We start from the raw sequence: 18,715 nt of genomic DNA on the forward strand, positions 1-18,715 counted from the left end.
CAACAGGTCCAACAGGTCCAACAGGTCCAGGAGGAGGAGCAACAGGTCCAACAGGAGCAACAGGCCCAACAGGAGCAACAGGCCCGACAGGAGCGACAGGTCCAGCAGGTACTGGTGGCGCAACAGGTTTAACTGGTGCAACAGGCCCAACGGGAGCAACAGGTTTAACTGGTGCAACAGGCTTAACAGGCCCAACAGGAGCAACAGGCTTAACAGGTCCAACAGGAGCAACAGGCCCAACGGGAGCAACAGGTTTAACTGGTGCAACAGGCTTAACAGGAGCAACAGGAGCAACAGGTGGCGGAGCTATTATTCCATTCGCTTCGGGTACAACACCAGCTGCGTTAGTTAACGCATTAGTAGCAAATACAGGAACTCTTCTTGGATTTGGATTTAGTCAGCCTGGTGTAGCTTTAACGGGTGGAACTAGTATCACATTAGCGTTAGGCCTAGGTGATTATGCATTTGTAGCACCACGCGCAGGAACTATTACGTCATTAGCAGGTTTCTTTAGTGCAACAGCTGCATTATCTCCTTTATCACCTGTTCAAGTACAGATACAAATATTAACTGCACCTGCTGCAAGTAATACGTTTACAGTACAAGGCGCACCACTATTATTAACACCAGCATTTGCTGCGATAGCAATTGGTTCTACAGCATCAGGGATCATACCTGAAGCTATTCCAGTAGCAGCTGGGGATAAAATATTAGTATATGTTTCCTTAACAGCAGCAAGTCCAATAGCAGCAGTAGCTGGATTTGTAAGTGCAGGTATTAATATCGTCTAACTTGTAACAATGTCTGTTTGAAATGTGAACGGACACTTGTATATGGCCCTTCCTAATTTTATTAGGGAGGGCCATATTTTTGCGGGGAATAGGTAATAAATTAATTGGAAAAATATGATTTGTAATTTATGAAATAAGTTAATGAGCTTACAATATTCCACATACATAATAAAGGCTGAACTCTATTAAAAATAGAATTCAGCCTTTCAATAAACTATATACTAGGGGAGTAAACAGTTTATTGTGAGTGATGAAATTTCATTGTCCAAATAAACTATTTGTTTTTATTACAGTTACATCCTTTTTTCTTTACATAGCCTTGATTGGTTAAATCTCTTTGCGATTGGGAATTGGAAGATTGAGAATTCGAAGACTGAGAGGATGCTGATGAACTACTATTTTTATTATGAGAGTAGTTTTTTCGGTAGTTATAATTACTCATAGTACTATCACCTCCAATTAAATATATAACTATTATATGTAGCTATTCTATTAATTGTTACGATAATAAATAGGAATGGGTATACAATAAAAAAATCTCCTACGTATTTTCCGAGGAGATAAATAATTGTCCTTTCATAATATAAATTAATATCCCCAGTAAAGAGGAAAATAATATGAATCTTGGTAATATAAATTTTGTTGTGGATTAGGAGGATGAGTTGCAGGGGGTATCGTTCCGCGGTTCTGATTACAATTTGCTGGAGGGCCAATTACTGTAGTGGATTGAATAGGGGATACCGCTTGTTTCCATTGTTGTTCATCGAGACAGTAAGTATGAGCCATTATATTAGCAGGAGTTAATCGTAAAATATCAGAACCAAAAATAACTTCTGGCGTTGGGGCGTCGAAAATAGCTAATAAATGGGTACCATCTGCTGTCGCAATTTCATAATGCCACCAAGCTTTTGGAATGTTGGCAACTTGCCCTGGTTTTATCGGTAAGTTTAATATTTGATTTGTAAAAGGATTCAGTAAAGAAACAACAGCAGATCCTGAAATACAGTAAACAAGTTCAGCTGCATTTTGATGTATGTGCGGCTCTACAACATTTCCTGTACTTAAATAGATATCTAATAAAGAAGTATTTTCTAACGTATTTAATTGATTCACGCCAAGTACGTTTATATAATTTTGAGCATCTTTCTGAAAAAAATTACTTCTATTTAAATCATGAGTGAAGTTAGTTGAGGGGGAAGTGTAATCGATATTAGAGGTCATTTGTATTACCCGCCTTTCTATTAGTAAGTAAGGTTACAAAATTAGGATATGTGTCTAGTGTTTGTTATGTGCAGTTGTTGGTATCATAATAAATTTGCCTATTCCATACGAAATATGGGTTATTTAAGATAGTTTTTGCTGAATAATTAATTGTGCTTTAGCGGTATTGGCATAATTGGGTCACTCTAATACCAAGTTTTGTTTTAAATCAAAATGGATTTCTATGACATCAAAATGAGATACTTTTTTTAAGTGGAACAGGTATACCATTTATTTTGCTTTTTTCATGTTATGTGCAATGTTTGGAAATGCAGAGAAAGTAAAATCAATAATTGTAGCACCATCTGGTAAATAAATAGGGTGTAAATCTGAAGTATAAGCCGTTATGGTATTTTCAAATAGTTCATACGATACTAGATTTTGGAACGCAATTGGATCTGTAGTTAATAAATTGTTATTCACAATTGTATCATTCATTATTTTATATGATGGTTAATCCGGAAAAACTTATACGCTTAAATATAATAGTATAAAAAAAGACGCATTTCTTTAGAAGTGCGTCTTTTTCATTATTTCTCTAACATTTCAAGAGGTACGTCTTTTTCGCCAGCTACCTCAAATTTAATTTCCCCGTCTTCTTCATAAATACGTGAAATAATCGGTATAGTAATCATTAATTTTTTATGCTGCTTTCGCTTTCGAGCGGCATCTAAGCTAATCACGTTCATTATAAGCATCCTTTCTTCTAAAAATATATAAACAAAAGAAAATGCGTCCGGAAAGGGCGCTTAATTGAATTTGAAATACCGATTCATTTAAATGAGGTTTATATGATTTAACAACTGCAATTGAAATAAAAATAGTATGAATGGAATAATTGCACGTAGAAATTAACTTTACCAAAAAACGAAACAATATGCTATAAAAAATTTCAAATCTTTATCATATAACGAGAAAAAGGTTTTCGTTTCGCATATAATGAAAGTAGACGGGCAACGAGAGCTTTTTCATCATATTGCTGTGGAAAGGCGATGAAAAGAATGGATACGTTAGATTCATTATTATTTCAACTTGAACAATATGGAGAAGAGCATGATCGAAATAAAAAAACACGGGAAGAAAAATTACGGAATATTTCTCGTGAGATGGGGCAATTTTTATCAATTTTAGTAAAAGGGTGTAGTGCAAAAAACATTTTGGAAATTGGAACTTCTAATGGTTATTCTACATTGTGGTTAGCTAATGCAGTAGAAGAAACAAATGGAAATGTAACAACTGTAGAACTTTCTTCAGAACGAGTGGGAGAGGCACTTGCCAATTTTGAAAAGGCAAATCTTTTACAAAGGATTGATGTTCACAATCAAGAAGCAGGGGCATTTTTAGATTCACAACTAGATCATTCATTTGATTTTATTTTCCTAGATTCAGAGCGTACGCAATACATGTGGTGGCTGGAGCATATAAAACGCATTTTACAACCAAAAAGTCTTCTTGTTGTCGATAATGCTACTTCTCATGCGAGTGAATTAGCCGAGTTTATAAACATGATTGAAGAAGATGAAATGTTTGAAACAGTATTATTGGCATTTCAAAATGGTGCATTTGTAGCGCGTAAGAAGAAATAGATTTTAGCGTAATATAATTATCACATTGAAAAAGGGTGTATGTCAAAAGATTGAGTGCAGTAGTATGGGAAGGACGTAATTTATATACGTAACATACGAAGAATCCGCCTTCAGCATGTCGGTCTCTAGGTCTTAAGTCTGAGGAAAATTATGTTGTTTACAGGTATACTTATAGTAAGAAACAGGGAATGACTGCATAAGCAGGTATTTCTTGAAAATTGATTTCATATAGGCTGTTTGCAAATGAAATACAATATATTAGATGAAATATAGTGCACATAAATTCGCACATATAAATAAAGGAGCGATTTTGTTGACTGAACTCGAGAAAAAAGAACCCGTATCAATTGTGAAAGATAATAATGTAGAAGTAGTAGTTGATACAGTTATAAAAGATGAAGAACTTGATGAATTAAACAAAGAAGCCGATCTTTATGTACAAAAGTTGAATAGCGAGCAAAATACAGATTTATCGAAAGTATTGTCTCAGCTAGGAGATTTAGGGGATAAAGAACAGCAAGCAGCAGGACAAACGCTATCAGCATTAAAACGTCCTGTCACAGCGATGATGAATGGAAAGAATGAAGAAATTCCAAATACGTTGTTAGAATTACGCAAAGTAGTATCAGAGCTTGATCCAAATTCACTAAAAGCAAGTGGTATGAAGAAAATTATGTTTAAAGTATTCAAGAAAAATCCACTTGAAACATACGTGCATAAATATCAATCTATAGATAAGCAAATTGAGGAGATTATAAGATCACTTCTAATTGGTCGTGATAATTTACAAGAAGATACAGTTGGTCTTGAAATGCTTAAAGAGCAATCACACGATAAAATTCACGCGCTTGATAAGCAAGTATACTTAGGGAAAAAACTTGCTGGCATGCTGGAAGCTGAGAAACAAAATCCAGAACGTCAAAGGGATATTCCATTAATTAATGATGCATTAGAAAAGATTTTAGTGCGTACGCGCAATATGCAGCAAGCGAAAAGTGTGTTATTACAATCCATTGCATCTGTAGACATTATTAAGAAAAATAATGAAAAGTTAACAGAGGCAATTCGTAATGCAATTACGATGACGCAAAACGTTGTAACAGTTTCTGCTGCTATCCAGTTAGCATTAACAAATCAACGTAAAACAATTGATGCAGTGAATGCAACAAATGAAGCAATTGAGTCTATGGTATTAAGTAATTCTCAGGCATTAAAACAAAATACAGAAGAAACAACGAAATTACTTGAAAATCCTGCAATTAGCATGGATAAATTACGTGAATCATTCCAAAACGTATTTGCTGCAATTGAAGCTTCTGAAAAATCGTCAGAACGTATTATCGAGTCAAGTAAGAAGTTTGTTATTGAACTAGACACATTTAATGATGAAATGAAACAAAAACTCATTCAGCGCCCAAGAAAATAGCAGACTTTTAGAGGAGGTGAAAAAATGAGTTTCATTCAAACTGTATTATTACTACTCGGTACATTGTTTTTAATCGCATTTACTGTCGTTGTTTTAGTTGTATATTTCGGTCGTAAACTGTATTTTTCATGGACGAAGCCATATAAAAGAGCACACGATTCTTTAGATAAGTTATCGAATAAATCATTACCGTTTCTACAAGAATTTACACAACATCCACTCTTTTATCGCTGGATTCGTACTGAAGGAAAAAAAGAACAACATATATTAAACACGCTTTTCTGTGCATCGGGTCAACGTACGAGAGAGCAAGTATTCTCAATGTTACCGAAAGAAAAACAGAAAAAAGTACATGTAATGGCAAAAACGACGAAAAAGCTTACTAATGAAGATATTGATGTAGCAGCGATGAAAGTAAAAGATTTTTTAAGACAAGAAACGCAGCAAACAGTAAAACCGACAGATTTATCGTTTTATAAATTGTATTTTTATGATCGATATCCAGATGCATTAAATACAATTCAAGCGTATAAACGCTCAATAAATCCTTCATTACAACGAACGGTTGATGATATTACAATTTCAGTATTAAATGCTTTGCCATATTATCAAGAGCAACGTATGTTTGAACAGCAACATAAACTTGAAACGTTCTTAATGAAAGATTTAATAGCGATGCTATCGTTAGTCGTACAATTACCACCTTCACAACGGCCAGAAAAAGAAGAAGAATTAAAAATCTACTTGCAAAATTTCCAAAAAGAAATGGAAGAAGTAGAGCGAGATATTCGTGACTCGATTGATCACGATTTGAATGTGAAGATGAGAGCAGCGACTGAGAAGTTTAAGAATAAATAGAAGAAATCGCCTTAAAAGTTGAATGTTTCAGCTTTTAGGCGTTTTTTTTTGAATTGAGAGAGTTTAATCTTTTGTAAGATTGTATATACAAACGTTAATAAATGGTAAAATATAGAATGGTTTTTAGTACTTTGTGTAAACAATTATTATAAAAGGGGTATGGTATTGTGTTATTTGAGTTAGTCATACTATTTGTAATTCTATTTTTATTTCTTGGCTATCCTATTAGTAAAGCATGGAATAGTTTCCAAGGAGAGAAGGAAAATTCCTCAAGTATATTAAAGTTCGAGCCACAGGAAATATTATCAATATGTTTGAGTTATTTTATCTTTGGTTTAGGTATTATGTGGAATGCAAATGATGTAAGAGGAGGAATACCATTACATAAATTTGAAAAGAACGGAATGATGTCTGATCAATATGCTTCTTTAGCACATGACCACATTGCTATAGTGGTTCTCTTAGTTGTTTTAGGTGGAGTTTCTTATTGGAGATTAACAACAGGCTTAACAAAACTTTCACCAATATTTTATATTTTTTATAGTACTTTAATGATAATAAACATCGTATATACATTCATATATATTACCCATACAGGCTTTGTCTTTTATACAGAATTCGGAGGATTGAGATACATTCCAGTCTTTTGTATTCAAGTTGGGATGCTTGCATTTAGTCTATTATTTATAGCAAAATTAAGAGATTCATTAAGTTATTTCATACAGTCTCAGCATGAGAAAGATTATAAGCAGAGCAGCAGGATTATATTATATCTGCAGCGTATTTCTTTTGGGTATCAAAAAATGGCTACAGTTTGGACTATAAGTTTATTTCCTATATTGTTAATTGTTCAATTTATTTTAATACTGTTTGGGCAAAAACCAGATAGTTTTATAAGAGTGTTTATGGAAACAAGTAGCTTTAATTATTCTAAGATTCCTGCTCCAAGTCCTCAAATTGTCTCCGGGGATGGGCATTATTTATGTACAGTTTCTGTGAAAGGGCATAAAAATATTGTTAAGCCGTTACGAGCAGGAATTAGGCATGGAGAAAGAATTACAGTTAATCGACAGTTATTAATTGCGAACGCCTTTGAAAATGTAATTGAGGAGCGAGTACCAAAATGTCATAAGGTTATTCGTAATTTTTATGATAAATATGGTTATCCGATTAGTAAACATATTAATACGAAATGGTCGGCTGACTTTGTTTATATTTTAATGAAGCCACTAGAATGGTTCTTCTTATTTGTACTTTACACAGTAGATAAAAACCCTGAGAATAGAATTCATATTCAATATAGTGAACTACGAAAATAAAAGTAAGAGCCCGCATTCAAAAAATGCGAGCTCTTACTTTTATTTTGCTTGAATAGTAGATTTACTAGAAGCAACACTTTCATTATGCAATCGATCAACCGCAGTTACTACATACGTATATGTTTCTCCAGGAATAGCCGTTTTATCTACATAAATTTCTCCAGGCTTTGTCTTTCTTACAGTAGTAAGTAAATTTTTCGGATTTTCTATATTCACTTCACTTTTTCCATTCACGCGGTAAATAGCGTAATAAGCAGAATCATTCTCTCTATTATCAATGATACCTACAGCAACCCCTTCATCTCTTGGAATGGCACCTTTTAAAGTAGGTTGTTTTGGTGGTTCATGATCAAGCCAAGGCATAGGTGGGACTAATGCAGGATGTTTATATATGTCTTTTGAGAGTCTATCTTTCACTCCAAGTGGATTATTATTAATGTCTTTTAAGCTAAAATGCATACTACCTTTAATTTGAGGGAATAGCCGGTTTAATGCAATCTGTCTTGGATATTCTTCAGGATCAGACCAAGCGGGGACAGAATTATTATTAATTTTATAGGCTGCCTGACCAATGTATAGGTGGATTGGTTTATTATTTGTTTCTTTTACCCACCAATCTACTAATATGTCATACGCAGCAGGAGTAAAACCTATATTCCAATATATTTGCGGTGTGATGTAGTCAATGTAAACTTTTTGTATCCACTCACGTGTATCAGCATAAAGATCATCAAAGTTTCTTTGGCCGGCAGTTGTGTTAGAGCCAGTCGGATCATCAGCTATATTTCGCCATACGCCAAATGGGCTAATGCCAAACTTTACGTATGATTTTTCTTGTTTTATAGCAGTATTTAAATCTCTTACAAGTTCATTTACATTGTCACGTCGCCAATCTTCTATATTTGTAAATCTACCGTTATTATATAATTCGTACGTTTTTTGATCGGGGAATTGTTCACCCGCCACTTTATATGGATAAAAATAATCATCCATATGTAATGCATCAACATCGTAATTTTGTACGATTTCTAAAGCACCTTCAGTTATAAACTTTTTTACTTCTGGAATACCGGGGTTGTAATATAATTTTCCGCCATAAGGTACAACCCAATCCGGGTGCTGTCTTGCAGGGTGATTATTTGATAATCGATTTATATCAGTGTGATTCATCGTTATTCGGTATGGATTAATCCATGCGTGGAATTCTATATTTCTTTTATGTGCTTCTTCAATCATAAATGCTAGTGGGTCGTATCCGGGATCTTTTCCTTGTGTACCGGTAATATATTCAGACCAAGGGCCGTAATTGGAAGGATAAAAGGCATCAGCAGTTGGTTTTATTTGTACAATGACTGCATTCATACCAGTGTTTTTTGCATCGTCTAATAATTCGATAAATTCTTGTTTTTGATTTTCAATTGGTAAGCCAATTTTTGAGGGCCAATCAATATTAAGAACAGATGCAATCCATACAGCACGTAATTCGTGTTTTTTGTACGTAGTAGTTACTTCAGCATAAGTAAAGTGAGGGGAAATGAAAGAGAAAGGGATGAACAAGATGACGATGCAACATATCATAAATAAACGTTTAACGATCATGTATACGCCTCCCTATCATTATGATTATCTAAGATAATATACGAGGCAAGGTTGGCCTTGCAATAGAGAAAATTGTATATTGAAACATTAATTTAATAGGAAAAATATTTTTAATGAAATTTACTTTCAGTATAACTAAATTCTTTTACTTCTTCATATGCTTGTTAGTAAAGTGAAACTTCCTTTCATTTGAAGGGTAGTAAATTATAAGTATAGGAGGATTCATAAATGAAGGTTTTGTTCGTTTGTTCTGGAGGAATGTCCAGTGCAATTGTTGTAAACGCTTTAAAAAAAGAGGCGGAGAAAAAGGGTATGAACATGGAAGTGCATGCGATTGGAACAAATGAGGTAGAGGAAGAAGTAAAGAATGGCTGGGACGTTGTAATGGTTGCACCTCAAGTTAGACATCGATTTGATTCTGTTAAAAAATTCGCAGAAGAGGAAGCTATCCCGTGCGGTATTATACCGCCGCAAGCATATACGCCTCTTGGTGGACCGACTTTATTAAAGACTGTAAATGATTTAATTCGTTAGGGGGAACCGTTATGAATAAGTTTGTCACGTTTCTTGATAAAAACTTATCTGGACCGATGGCAAGACTTTCTGAACAGAGACATTTACAAGCAATCCGTGATGGAGTTATTTCAGCATTACCGTTTATCATCGTAGGAAGTTTCTTTTTAATCGTAGCATTTCCACCATTACCGAAAGATAGCTTCATATCCGTTTGGGCATTAAAGAATCAAACAAGTATATTAATACCATATCGGTTAACTATGTTTATTATGTCTTTATATATAGCATTTGGAATAGGATATAATTTGGCGAAAAGTTATAAACTAGATGCTTTATCAGGAGCACAGCTTGCAGTATGTTCACTGCTATTAACATTAACCCCCGAATTAATTGATAAAAAAGGATTTATGCTTCCGATGACAAATCTCGGAGGTCATGGGTTATTCGTGACGATGATTGTTTCTATTTTATCCGTAGAGATTTTAAGATTTTGTAAGAAGAAAAATGTAATGATTAAAATGCCAGAACAAGTACCGCCATCTGTGTCGCGTTCATTTGAAGCACTTATACCTGCTGCATTCGTTATTATTATAATGAGTCTAGTAACTGTCGTTTTTAGCATTGATTTACACCATGTTGTTGATAAATTAGCAGCACCATTAGTAAAAGCTGGGGATAGTTACTTTGGTGTAATGATTCCAGTGTTTTTAATTACGTTTTTTTGGTCATTCGGAATCCATGGTGTGTCGGTTGTTGGAACTGTTGCTCGGCCATTATGGGAAGTATACCTAGGGAAAAATGGAGAAGCTGTTGCTAGTGGAGCAGATCAATTGCCATTTATTTCACCAGAGCCGTTATATCAATGGTTTATATGGATTGGTGGTTCTGGTGCGACATTAGGGCTTGTATTAGCTATGATTGTATTTGGTCGATCAAAATATTCGAAAGCATTATCAAGAACTTGTATTGTTCCGGGGATTTTTAATATAAATGAGCCAGTCATATTCGGATTACCGATTGTACTAAATCCAATTTTAATTATCCCATTTATCATTACACCACTTGTAACGGCAACAGTTGCATATTCTGCAACTGCGATGGGATTTGTGACACCAACACATATTATGCCACCGTGGACATTACCAGCTCCAATTGGTGCGTATTTAGCTACAGGCGGAGATTGGCGTGCAATAGTATTAGTTTTTATAAATATAGCAATATCGTTCCTTATATATTTACCATTCTTTAAAATGTACGACAAAAATATGCTTGAAATTGAGAAGAATGGTGAAGGGGAATCTGTTAATCCATAATCTTTATGCTTTAATTTATGAGTGATAGGTATTTTGCCTATCACTTCTTTCACATGAAGTCCAGAGAGGATGAAATGGAATGAATATAAAATTTAGTTATAAAGGTGTATTTTTATTATTATTTGGAGTGATATGTGCGAATTTACTTTTTGTGCCTTTATTAAGAATGCTACATCTATCACAAATGCATAGTATATGGCTCGTTACAAGCATTGCGGCAAGCATTTTGCTTACAATAGTTGTTTCTTTTATTGATGGATCGTTTGCATCGAAAGCTCAGTTGTTTTTTAGATTTATATTATTTTCAATTGGCTGTACGTTTGTAACTTACATGATTGTTTTTTAATAAAGAGGAGGTCATACATGTTATGTATGTTGCAGGGGTAATGTCTGGTACTTCGTTAGATGGTATAGATGTAGCACTCGTTCATATAGAAGGAAGCGGTGTAGGTTCTAAAGTTGAACTCATCCATTTTACTACTGTGCCATTTCGTAATGATATAAAAAATGAGATTCAGCAAGTATTATCAATAAAAAATTCAAATGTCCAACTCATATGTAGTTTGAATTTTAAGTTAGGTTTATGTTTCGCTAAAGCCGTAAAGGAAGTTTGTAAAGAGGCCAATTTTTCTTTGGAACAATTAGATTTGATAGGTTCTCACGGACAAACGATTTACCATCAGCCAAAGCCAGAAGGTAATATGATATCTTCCACATTGCAAATTGGGGAACCTGCAGTAATAGCATATGAAACGAATACGACGGTTATTTCTAATTTTCGAACGATGGACATGGCAGCTGGGGGACAAGGTGCACCACTTGTACCATATTCAGAGATTATTTTATATCGTCATCCAACTAAAAATAGACTACTACAAAATATCGGCGGGATTGGTAATGTTACCGTAATACCAAGTCAAAAAAGTGATCAGAATGTTATAGCTTTTGATACTGGTCCGGGTAATATGATAATTGATGAAGTATGTCAAAGGTTATTTCAGTTGCCATATGATCAAAATGGTGAAATTGCAGAACAGGGTGAAGTTGTAGATGAAATTTTGACATATTGTATGAATCATTCATTTTTGAAAATGAATCCACCGAAATCAACTGGTAGAGAACAGTTTGGTGAAGAGTTTGTAAGTCAGTTATTGAAGCGGTATGAAAAGCATAGTAAAGAAAATATATTAACGACTGTCACGATGTTTACAGCAAGTTCAATTGTTCATCATTATAAGGAGTTTATTCTGCCATATTATGAAATTGATGAGGTAATTTTAGGCGGTGGCGGCAGTTATAATGACACACTTGTTGAAATGATACGGTATGGATTGAAGGATGAAAAATGTACAATATTCATTCAAGAAGATATAGGCTATTCTTCAGAGGCGAAAGAAGCAATCGCCTTTGCCATTTTAGCAAACGAAACGTATCATCGTAATCCGAGTAACGTGCCGAGCGCAACAGGTGCAATGCAATCTGTAGTATTAGGGAATATAACATTCCCTCCAATAAGATGATGAAAATGAGGCGAACATATGAAGTATATGATTGGAATAGACGGCGGGGGAACGAAGACAGAAGCAATTGCATTTGATAAAGATGGAAATGAACTTGTAAGAGCTACAAGTGGTTTTGGAAATATATTAATAGATTTTGAAGAAGCTCTTGTGCATATTATGGAGGCGATTGATCAATGCCAGAAAGGTGTATTAAATGAGCATTGCGTTTGTATTTGTTTAGGATTAGCGGGTGTAAGTGGAGTGAATACGAATGAATTAACATTACGTCTAAAGAAGAAGTACGGAACACCAATTGAAGTTTTTAATGATGCGATGATTGCACATGCAGCTGTTTTAAAAGGAAAAGATGGAATTTTAACAATTGGCGGTACAGGTACAATTTGTCTTGGAAAGAAAGGAGAAGTGTACGAGTATAGCGGCGGATGGGGACATATTTTAGGAGATGCAGGAAGCGGATATTGGATTGGATTACAAGCTTTAAAGAGAATGGCAAATCAATTGGATCAAGGAATTAGACTCTGTCCATTAAGCCTAAGAATTCAAGACGAGTTTCAACTTTTGACAGCGTCTCATATAAAAAGGCTAGTATATAGATCTTCAAAAGATAAAGTTGCAGCAATCACACCATTCGTTATTCGAGAAGCTAGAAATGGAAATGATGCTGCACATGAAATTATGATGCAAGCTGGAAAGGAATTAGCAAGGATTACGATAGATGTTTATAACAAGATGCAGCTTGATTTATTAGTTTCAATTGCGGTAAGTGGCAGCATATTGCGTTTCGTTCCTGAAATATATGATGAATTTAAGAAATGCTGTGAGAAAAGTGTAGGAGAAGTTACATTTGTATTACAATCCGAACCAGCAGTGAAAGGAACATATTATTTAATGAAAAATATGTATTTTAAAAAATAGCTGTATGAGAATTTTTGTATGAATTGTAAATATATGATGTTAAAATGTATAAAGGGATGTGGATAAAAAGTACAATATACATAGTTTTTGAATATTGTATAAGTACTCCTACGTAGAAAGTGAATGATTATATGATTAATAGTATGCAGTTTTTGTATTTGGTCGCTTCTTATTTATTTGGAAACATATTGACTGCTTATATAGTAACGAAATGGAGACATGACGTTGATATTCGGAATGAAGGAAGCGGAAATCCCGGCGCAAGAAATATGGGACGTGTATATGGAAAAGGGTATTTTATCGTTACATTTTTAGGTGATGCAATTAAAGGGGCAATCGTAGTTTCTATTGCAGAATACCTTTTTGGAGATTCTACATTTGTAATGTTAGCTTTACTAGCTGTTTTACTTGGACATATTTATCCAATTGTATTTAAAGGCAAGGGTGGAAAAGGCATATCAACTTTTATTGGAGGATTAATCGCATTTGATTACTTGATAGCGCTTACCCTTGTTGCTGTTTTCATTATATTTTATTTAATCTTTAAAGGATTTACTAAGCCAGGGTTAATTACAATTGCTTGTTTACCAGTTTGCATGATTTTGTATTCTTATTCTATTGTTACGACTATTTTAAGTGCTCTTATCATTGTGCTTATTTTATATGTAAATCGAGACTGAAACGAACTTTTAATAAGTGGAGTAAATCTCCACTTATAATTTTTATCAAACACATAAAGGAGATAAGGCATGGGGTTAATTTATAAAGTTGCTGATCAAGATTGGGAATTTGAACGTATACATAAATTGAATTATAAAACATTTGTAGAAGAAATTCCGCAACATGAAGAAACGAAAGATCGTGTTCGTATAGATCGGTTTCATGATGAAAATACATATTTAATTTGTTTAGATGAAGATAAGTTAGTAGGTATGGTTGCATTGCGAGGAAAACGACCATTCTCGTTAGATTATAAAATTTCAAATTTAGATTTTTATTTGCAAGAACATGGAGAAAACGTGTATGAAATTCGTTTACTTTCAGTAGAACGTGAATATCGAAATGGAAGAGCATTGTTAGGATTAATTCGCTTTTTACATCGTTATTTGCTTCTAAATGGATATGAATTGGCACTCATTTCTGCGACAACACGTGAACTACCTTTATATGAGCAAATGGGGTTCAAATCTTTCCATACGTTAGTTGGTACAGAAGAAGCAGCCTTTCAGCCAATGTATGTTACTCCTGCTATGTTTGAAGAGTCGAGTGTTGGGGGGATTATGACGAAAGAATATACATTTTTACCTGGTCCAGTAGATATTGAAGAGAATGTTCGAAAGGCTTTTTCTACTAAGCCGATTTCACATCGTTCTAAGTCATTTCATGTGACGATGGAAAATGTGAAAAAACGTTTACTACAAATGACAAAAGCAAAACGTGTGCAAATCATGTTAGGAACAGGGACGTTAGCAAATGATGCTATCGCTTTACAGTTACGCTCTTTAAAAGGAAATGGACTAGTATTAACGAATGGGGAATTTGGCAATAGATTAGTTAGACACGCAACACGCGCGCAATTACATTTTGATACGTATAAAAAGGAAATGGGACAACCATTTATTTCTACAGAATTAGAACAAATAATGGAAGCTGGAAATTATGAGTGGCTTTGGTTTGTTCACCATGAAACATCTACCGGAATGTTAAATGATTTAGACGAGTTAAATGCATTATGTGAAAAGTATAAAGTGAAACTATGTGTAGATTGTATTAGCTCAATTGGAGCGATACCGATAGATTTAAAGAGTGTATATTTTGCGAGCGGCGTTAGCGGAAAGGCAATTAAATCGTTTACTGGATTATCTTTCGTTTTTCATAATCATAATGTGAAAGTAAACGAGACTTTACCGGCCTATATGGACATTGGTATGTATGAAGAAAATGAAAGTATTCCATATTCACATTCATGGAATTTAATTTATGCATTGCAAGAAGCGTTGAAGGGATTTGAAGATGAAAAAGCATTTGTAAAAATTAAAGAGACATATGATTATATGGAAGAAGCTATTACTAGTATAGGCTTAAAACTTGTTTCACCTAAAGAACATGCCGCACCAATTATACTTACGATTCAATTAAATGGAGATCTTTCTTCTAAAGCGGTCGGTGATGCGTTAGCGTTACAAGGATATATCGTCCATTATGAATCAGCGTACTTACAAAATAATAACTGGATCCAAATTGCATGCCTAAATCATTATAAAGAACGTGATATGAAAAGGATGTTGAATTGTTTACAACTGTGTGTATTACAGAGTGAGGTACATATTTAAAGACTTTTTCTTAATATAGATGGTTTCGTATAAAGGGGCTACGACTTACGAAAACTTAGGAATAGAACATTGGAAGAGGTGTTAGTATGATAACTAAAAAACTACCATTACATATAGACGATATTAAAAAAGCGCAAAACATTCTGGATAGAAATGCTCGTAAAACTCCATTAGTAAAATCATTTTACTTGACTAGTAAAACAGGCGGAGAAATTCACTTGAAATTAGAAAATATGCAATTAACAGGTTCGTTTAAATTCCGTGGTGCGTTTAACAAAATGTCACAGCTGACAGATCAAGAAAAAGAGAGGGGAGTAATTGCTTGTTCTGCTGGTAATCATGCGCAAGGAATTGCTTTATCAGCTCATTTACTCGGTATTAAAAGTAAAATTATTATGCCAATTTCTGCACCTCAGGCGAAAGTTGAAGCAACAAAAGGATATGGATCTGAAGTGATTTTACATGGTGAAACCTTTGATGATGCAAAGGCAAAATGTGAAGAGATAATAAGAGAAACAGGTGAAACATATTTACATCCATATGATGATGTAGAGGTAATGGCTGGTCAAGGTACAATTGGATTAGACATTCTTGATGATATGTGGGATGTAGATACTGTCATTGTACCAATAGGTGGAGGCGGAATTATTTCTGGTATTGCTGTAGCATTGAAATCTTTTAATCCATCAATCAATATAATTGGTGTACAAGCAGAAAATGTTCATGGGATGAAGGCTTCTTATGACAAAGGTACGATTGTAGAGCATTATGAGGCACCTACAATAGCAGATGGTTGCGCAGTTAAAATACCTGGTAACTTAACTTTTGAAGTAGTAAAAGAATTAGTAGATGATATTGTAACAGTATCAGAAGGTGAATTAGAAGTAGCGATGAAAGACTTATTACAACGTGGTAAAGCTGTTGTAGAAGGGGCTGGCGCATTAGCTACTGCTGCTCTACTTGCAGGGAAAGTTGATAGTTATATAAAAGGGAAAAAAGTAGTAGCTGTTATATCTGGTGGGAACGTGGACTTACAGCGCATATCAAGTGTATGTGAGCACTTTTTTGTCGCTAATGAAGTGAAATAGTTTTATAAAAGAAGAGCTAAGAGAAATAGTCTTAGCTCTTACTTTTTGTCTACCGTTTACTGTAAGTAGCAATAACCTTGCAGAATTTGCTGTTTAATGAATTGTTTTATTTAAGCCCCTATTTTTACACATATCTTTAATGTCACAATAATTATTTCAATATTGTCGAAACGTAAGCAGAAATTTAATATAATAGTTGTAATGTGCTAATGAGCGGTGAGGAGGGCAGGTCATGAATAAAGAAGAACAGGTCATGAACGGTTTTAGGGAAGTATATAATAAGCTGGTTTGGCTTAATAAAGATAAGATGGAAGACGGTCTTAAAGGTTTTAAGTCTTCTGAGGTCCACTGCATTGAATATATTGAAAACAATGCAGATTCTAACGTGACACAACTCGCAGAGGCTTTTTATGTAACTCGTGGTGCTATAAGTAGGATGACTAAGAAGCTCATGAAAAAAGGCCTTATTGAAAGCTATCAAAAGTCAGAGAATAAAAAAGAGATCTATTTTAAGCTTACTGAACAAGGGAAAGAAATTTATAAAATACATGAAGACTTGCACAAAGAGTTTCAAGAGCGGGATAAAGTCGTATTTGAGCAAGTAACTGAAAAAGAATTCGACAGTATAATTAGCTTTGTGGAAAAGTATAGTAGACATTTGGATGCAGAAATAAAGAAACAGGGTATACATATTAAGTCGTAATAAATTTAAATAATAAAAAGGTAGCCTTACTCCTGAGAATAGGCTACCTTTTTATTATTGTGTTTTTGTTGACTAATCAACAAAACGGAGTTATTATTTTGTTGACAAAGCAACAAAATTTTTAAGGAGAGAAATTAAATGTCTATATTTAGATCACAAAATGAAAGGAAAACTGAAAAAAGCATAGATAAACATGCTTTACTATTCGGACTTATTTCTGTATTTCTTTGTGGTATAGGTTTCAGTATCATCATGCCTGTAGTCCCATTCTTAGTCCAGCCATATACAAGTAATCCGGAAGAACAAGCATTGGTTGTTACACTACTAACTTCCGTATATGCGGCCTGCGTGTTTTTAGCTGCTCCTGTACTCGGAGCTTTGAGCGATAAATATGGCCGTCGTCCATTACTTTTAATATGCTTATTTGGTTCTGCAATTGGGTACTTAGTTTTTGGAATAGGAGGAGCTTTATGGGTACTATTTGCTGGACGCATAATTGAAGGTATAACAGGCGGGAGTATAAGTACAATTTTTGCATATTTTGCAGATATTATTCCCCAAGAACAGAGAACGAAGTATTTTGGATGGGTGAGTGCAGTTGTAGGTGCGGGGACTATTATTGGACCAACTCTTGGGGGGTTACTTGCAAAGTTTGGTCATTCTGTACCTTTATACTTTGGAGCGCTCATAACTTTAATAAATGTTTTATATGGCATGAAATATATGCCTGAGAGTCTTGATAAAAATAATAGGTTAACAGAGATTACTTTTGTAAGGTTAAATCCTTTTGCGCAGCTAGCAAACATACTTTCCATGAAAAATTTAAAATGGTTACTTGTCTCAGCGTTTTTACTATGGATACCTAACGGATCTTTACAAGCAATTTTCACTCAATTTACGATGGATACTTTTAATTGGCAGCCTGCACTAATCGGAATTATGTTTTCAATTATGGGCTTTCAAGACATTATTTCACAAGCTTTTATAATGCCAAAACTTTTGATCAAGCTTAGTGATAAACAAATAGCGATACTTGGAATGGTATCGGAGATTATTGGATACAGTTTTATTGCAGTGTCTGCTTTGTTTTCCTTATATCCACTTTTAATCGTTGGGATGTTACTGTTTGGTTTTGGTGATTCAATTTTCGGGCCTTCATTCAATGGGATGCTCTCAAAGTCTGTCAGTTCTAGTGAACAAGGAAGGATACAAGGTGGTAGTCAATCTATTCAAGCTTTAGCAAGAATGATTGGTCCAATTATTGGGGGACAAACCTATGTATCACTCGGCCATGCAGCACCTGCTTTTATGGGGATGATTCTTATAGTAGCGGCAATAGTAGTTTTATATAGGGGGACGCATGTAACTGCATAAAAACGAATGATAGGGTGTCGGAACTTAAGAATAAGTGCTGGCACCCTAATTTTCTAAGGGTAAAGAGCTAAGAGAATTTCTGTTGTTTCTGACACGATTTATCCTGTAAAA

General features: G+C 34.4%; 18 protein-coding genes and 1 pseudogene. 15 read left to right on the top strand and 4 right to left on the bottom strand.

What is annotated here, in order from left to right; genetic code table 11:
• The coding region (locus RTP99_RS05240) for an exosporium glycoprotein BclB-related protein (protein WP_312364448.1) at positions 1-791 on the top strand (791 nt) is incomplete at its 5' end.
• A gap of 588 nt (positions 792-1,379) precedes the next feature.
• On the opposite strand, the gene RTP99_RS05245 is transcribed toward RTP99_RS05240, so the two are convergent.
• From RTP99_RS05245 to RTP99_RS05255, 3 genes and pseudogenes are all read right to left on the bottom strand, one after another.
• Positions 1,380-2,012, bottom strand: coding sequence for a cupin domain-containing protein (locus tag RTP99_RS05245; RefSeq protein WP_000203236.1), 633 nt, complete (start codon positions 2,010-2,012; stop codon positions 1,380-1,382).
• 180 nt (positions 2,013-2,192) lie between these two features.
• Positions 2,193-2,501, bottom strand: a pseudogene (locus tag RTP99_RS05250) (TGS domain-containing protein); the annotation flags it as partial.
• An 80-nt stretch (positions 2,502-2,581) separates the two neighbouring features.
• Positions 2,582-2,740: a hypothetical protein gene (locus RTP99_RS05255; RefSeq protein ID WP_001100983.1), complete on the bottom strand. Its 159-nt coding sequence runs from the start codon at positions 2,738-2,740 to the stop codon at positions 2,582-2,584.
• A 303-nt stretch (positions 2,741-3,043) separates the two neighbouring features.
• On the opposite strand from RTP99_RS05255, the gene RTP99_RS05260 reads away from it, so the two are divergent.
• From RTP99_RS05260 to RTP99_RS05275, 4 genes are all read left to right on the top strand, one after another.
• Positions 3,044-3,637: an O-methyltransferase gene (locus tag RTP99_RS05260; RefSeq protein ID WP_014893748.1), complete on the top strand. Its 594-nt coding sequence runs from the start codon at positions 3,044-3,046 to the stop codon at positions 3,635-3,637.
• A gap of 313 nt (positions 3,638-3,950) precedes the next feature.
• Positions 3,951-5,063: a toxic anion resistance protein gene (locus tag RTP99_RS05265; protein ID WP_000137402.1), complete on the top strand. Its 1,113-nt coding sequence runs from the start codon at positions 3,951-3,953 to the stop codon at positions 5,061-5,063.
• A gap of 24 nt (positions 5,064-5,087) precedes the next feature.
• The gene (locus tag RTP99_RS05270; RefSeq protein ID WP_000008359.1) at positions 5,088-5,921 is read left to right on the top strand and encodes a DUF3974 domain-containing protein; all 834 of its coding nucleotides are present in this window, start codon (positions 5,088-5,090) and stop codon (positions 5,919-5,921) included.
• A 167-nt stretch (positions 5,922-6,088) separates the two neighbouring features.
• On the top strand, positions 6,089-7,240 hold the full coding sequence (locus tag RTP99_RS05275) for a DUF6688 domain-containing protein (RefSeq protein WP_000895917.1): 1,152 nt from the start codon (positions 6,089-6,091) through the stop codon (positions 7,238-7,240).
• Positions 7,241-7,279: 39 nt separating this feature from the next.
• On the opposite strand, the gene RTP99_RS05280 is transcribed toward RTP99_RS05275, so the two are convergent.
• Positions 7,280-8,839 carry a glycoside hydrolase family 10-like protein gene (locus RTP99_RS05280; protein WP_000635970.1) on the bottom strand — a complete coding sequence of 520 codons (1,560 nt, stop codon included), beginning with the start codon at positions 8,837-8,839 and terminating at the stop codon, positions 7,280-7,282.
• A gap of 228 nt (positions 8,840-9,067) precedes the next feature.
• On the opposite strand from RTP99_RS05280, the gene RTP99_RS05285 reads away from it, so the two are divergent.
• The 10 genes from RTP99_RS05285 to RTP99_RS05330 all read left to right on the top strand — a co-directional run bounded on the left by RTP99_RS05285 (position 9,068) and on the right by RTP99_RS05330 (position 18,604).
• Entirely contained in the window at positions 9,068-9,373 is a 306-nt protein-coding gene (locus RTP99_RS05285; RefSeq protein WP_000865885.1) for a PTS sugar transporter subunit IIB, read from the top strand.
• A gap of 11 nt (positions 9,374-9,384) precedes the next feature.
• Entirely contained in the window at positions 9,385-10,668 is a 1,284-nt protein-coding gene (locus tag RTP99_RS05290; protein ID WP_001032281.1) for a PTS sugar transporter subunit IIC, read from the top strand.
• A gap of 79 nt (positions 10,669-10,747) precedes the next feature.
• Complete coding sequence (locus RTP99_RS05295) at positions 10,748-11,014, top strand: hypothetical protein (RefSeq protein ID WP_001021969.1); 267 nt, start codon at positions 10,748-10,750, stop codon at positions 11,012-11,014.
• A gap of 22 nt (positions 11,015-11,036) precedes the next feature.
• Positions 11,037-12,188 carry an anhydro-N-acetylmuramic acid kinase AnmK gene (gene anmK, locus RTP99_RS05300; RefSeq protein WP_000289013.1) on the top strand — a complete coding sequence of 384 codons (1,152 nt, stop codon included), beginning with the start codon at positions 11,037-11,039 and terminating at the stop codon, positions 12,186-12,188.
• An 18-nt stretch (positions 12,189-12,206) separates the two neighbouring features.
• Positions 12,207-13,106, top strand: a complete 900-nt coding sequence (locus RTP99_RS05305; protein ID WP_000876575.1) for a BadF/BadG/BcrA/BcrD ATPase family protein — start codon at positions 12,207-12,209, stop codon at positions 13,104-13,106.
• A 131-nt stretch (positions 13,107-13,237) separates the two neighbouring features.
• Positions 13,238-13,786, top strand: a complete 549-nt coding sequence (gene plsY, locus RTP99_RS05310) for a glycerol-3-phosphate 1-O-acyltransferase PlsY (protein WP_000610849.1) — start codon at positions 13,238-13,240, stop codon at positions 13,784-13,786.
• Between the two features lie 69 nt (positions 13,787-13,855).
• Entirely contained in the window at positions 13,856-15,439 is a 1,584-nt protein-coding gene (locus tag RTP99_RS05315; protein ID WP_000523034.1) for an aminotransferase class V-fold PLP-dependent enzyme, read from the top strand.
• Positions 15,440-15,525: 86 nt separating this feature from the next.
• The gene (gene tdcB / locus RTP99_RS05320; protein ID WP_000628902.1) at positions 15,526-16,527 is read left to right on the top strand and encodes a bifunctional threonine ammonia-lyase/L-serine ammonia-lyase TdcB; all 1,002 of its coding nucleotides are present in this window, start codon (positions 15,526-15,528) and stop codon (positions 16,525-16,527) included.
• Between the two features lie 232 nt (positions 16,528-16,759).
• A complete protein-coding gene (locus RTP99_RS05325) occupies positions 16,760-17,230 on the top strand; it encodes a MarR family transcriptional regulator (RefSeq protein ID WP_001030912.1) in 471 nt (156 codons plus the stop codon).
• 138 nt (positions 17,231-17,368) lie between these two features.
• On the top strand, positions 17,369-18,604 hold the full coding sequence (locus RTP99_RS05330; protein WP_000021837.1) for an MFS transporter: 1,236 nt from the start codon (positions 17,369-17,371) through the stop codon (positions 18,602-18,604).
• Positions 18,605-18,715: the final 111 nt, after the last annotated feature.

Source organism: Bacillus sp. (in: firmicutes) (assembly GCF_031983925.1).
In the GTDB taxonomy this organism is placed as follows: domain Bacteria; phylum Bacillota; class Bacilli; order Bacillales; family Bacillaceae_G; genus Bacillus_A; species Bacillus_A pacificus.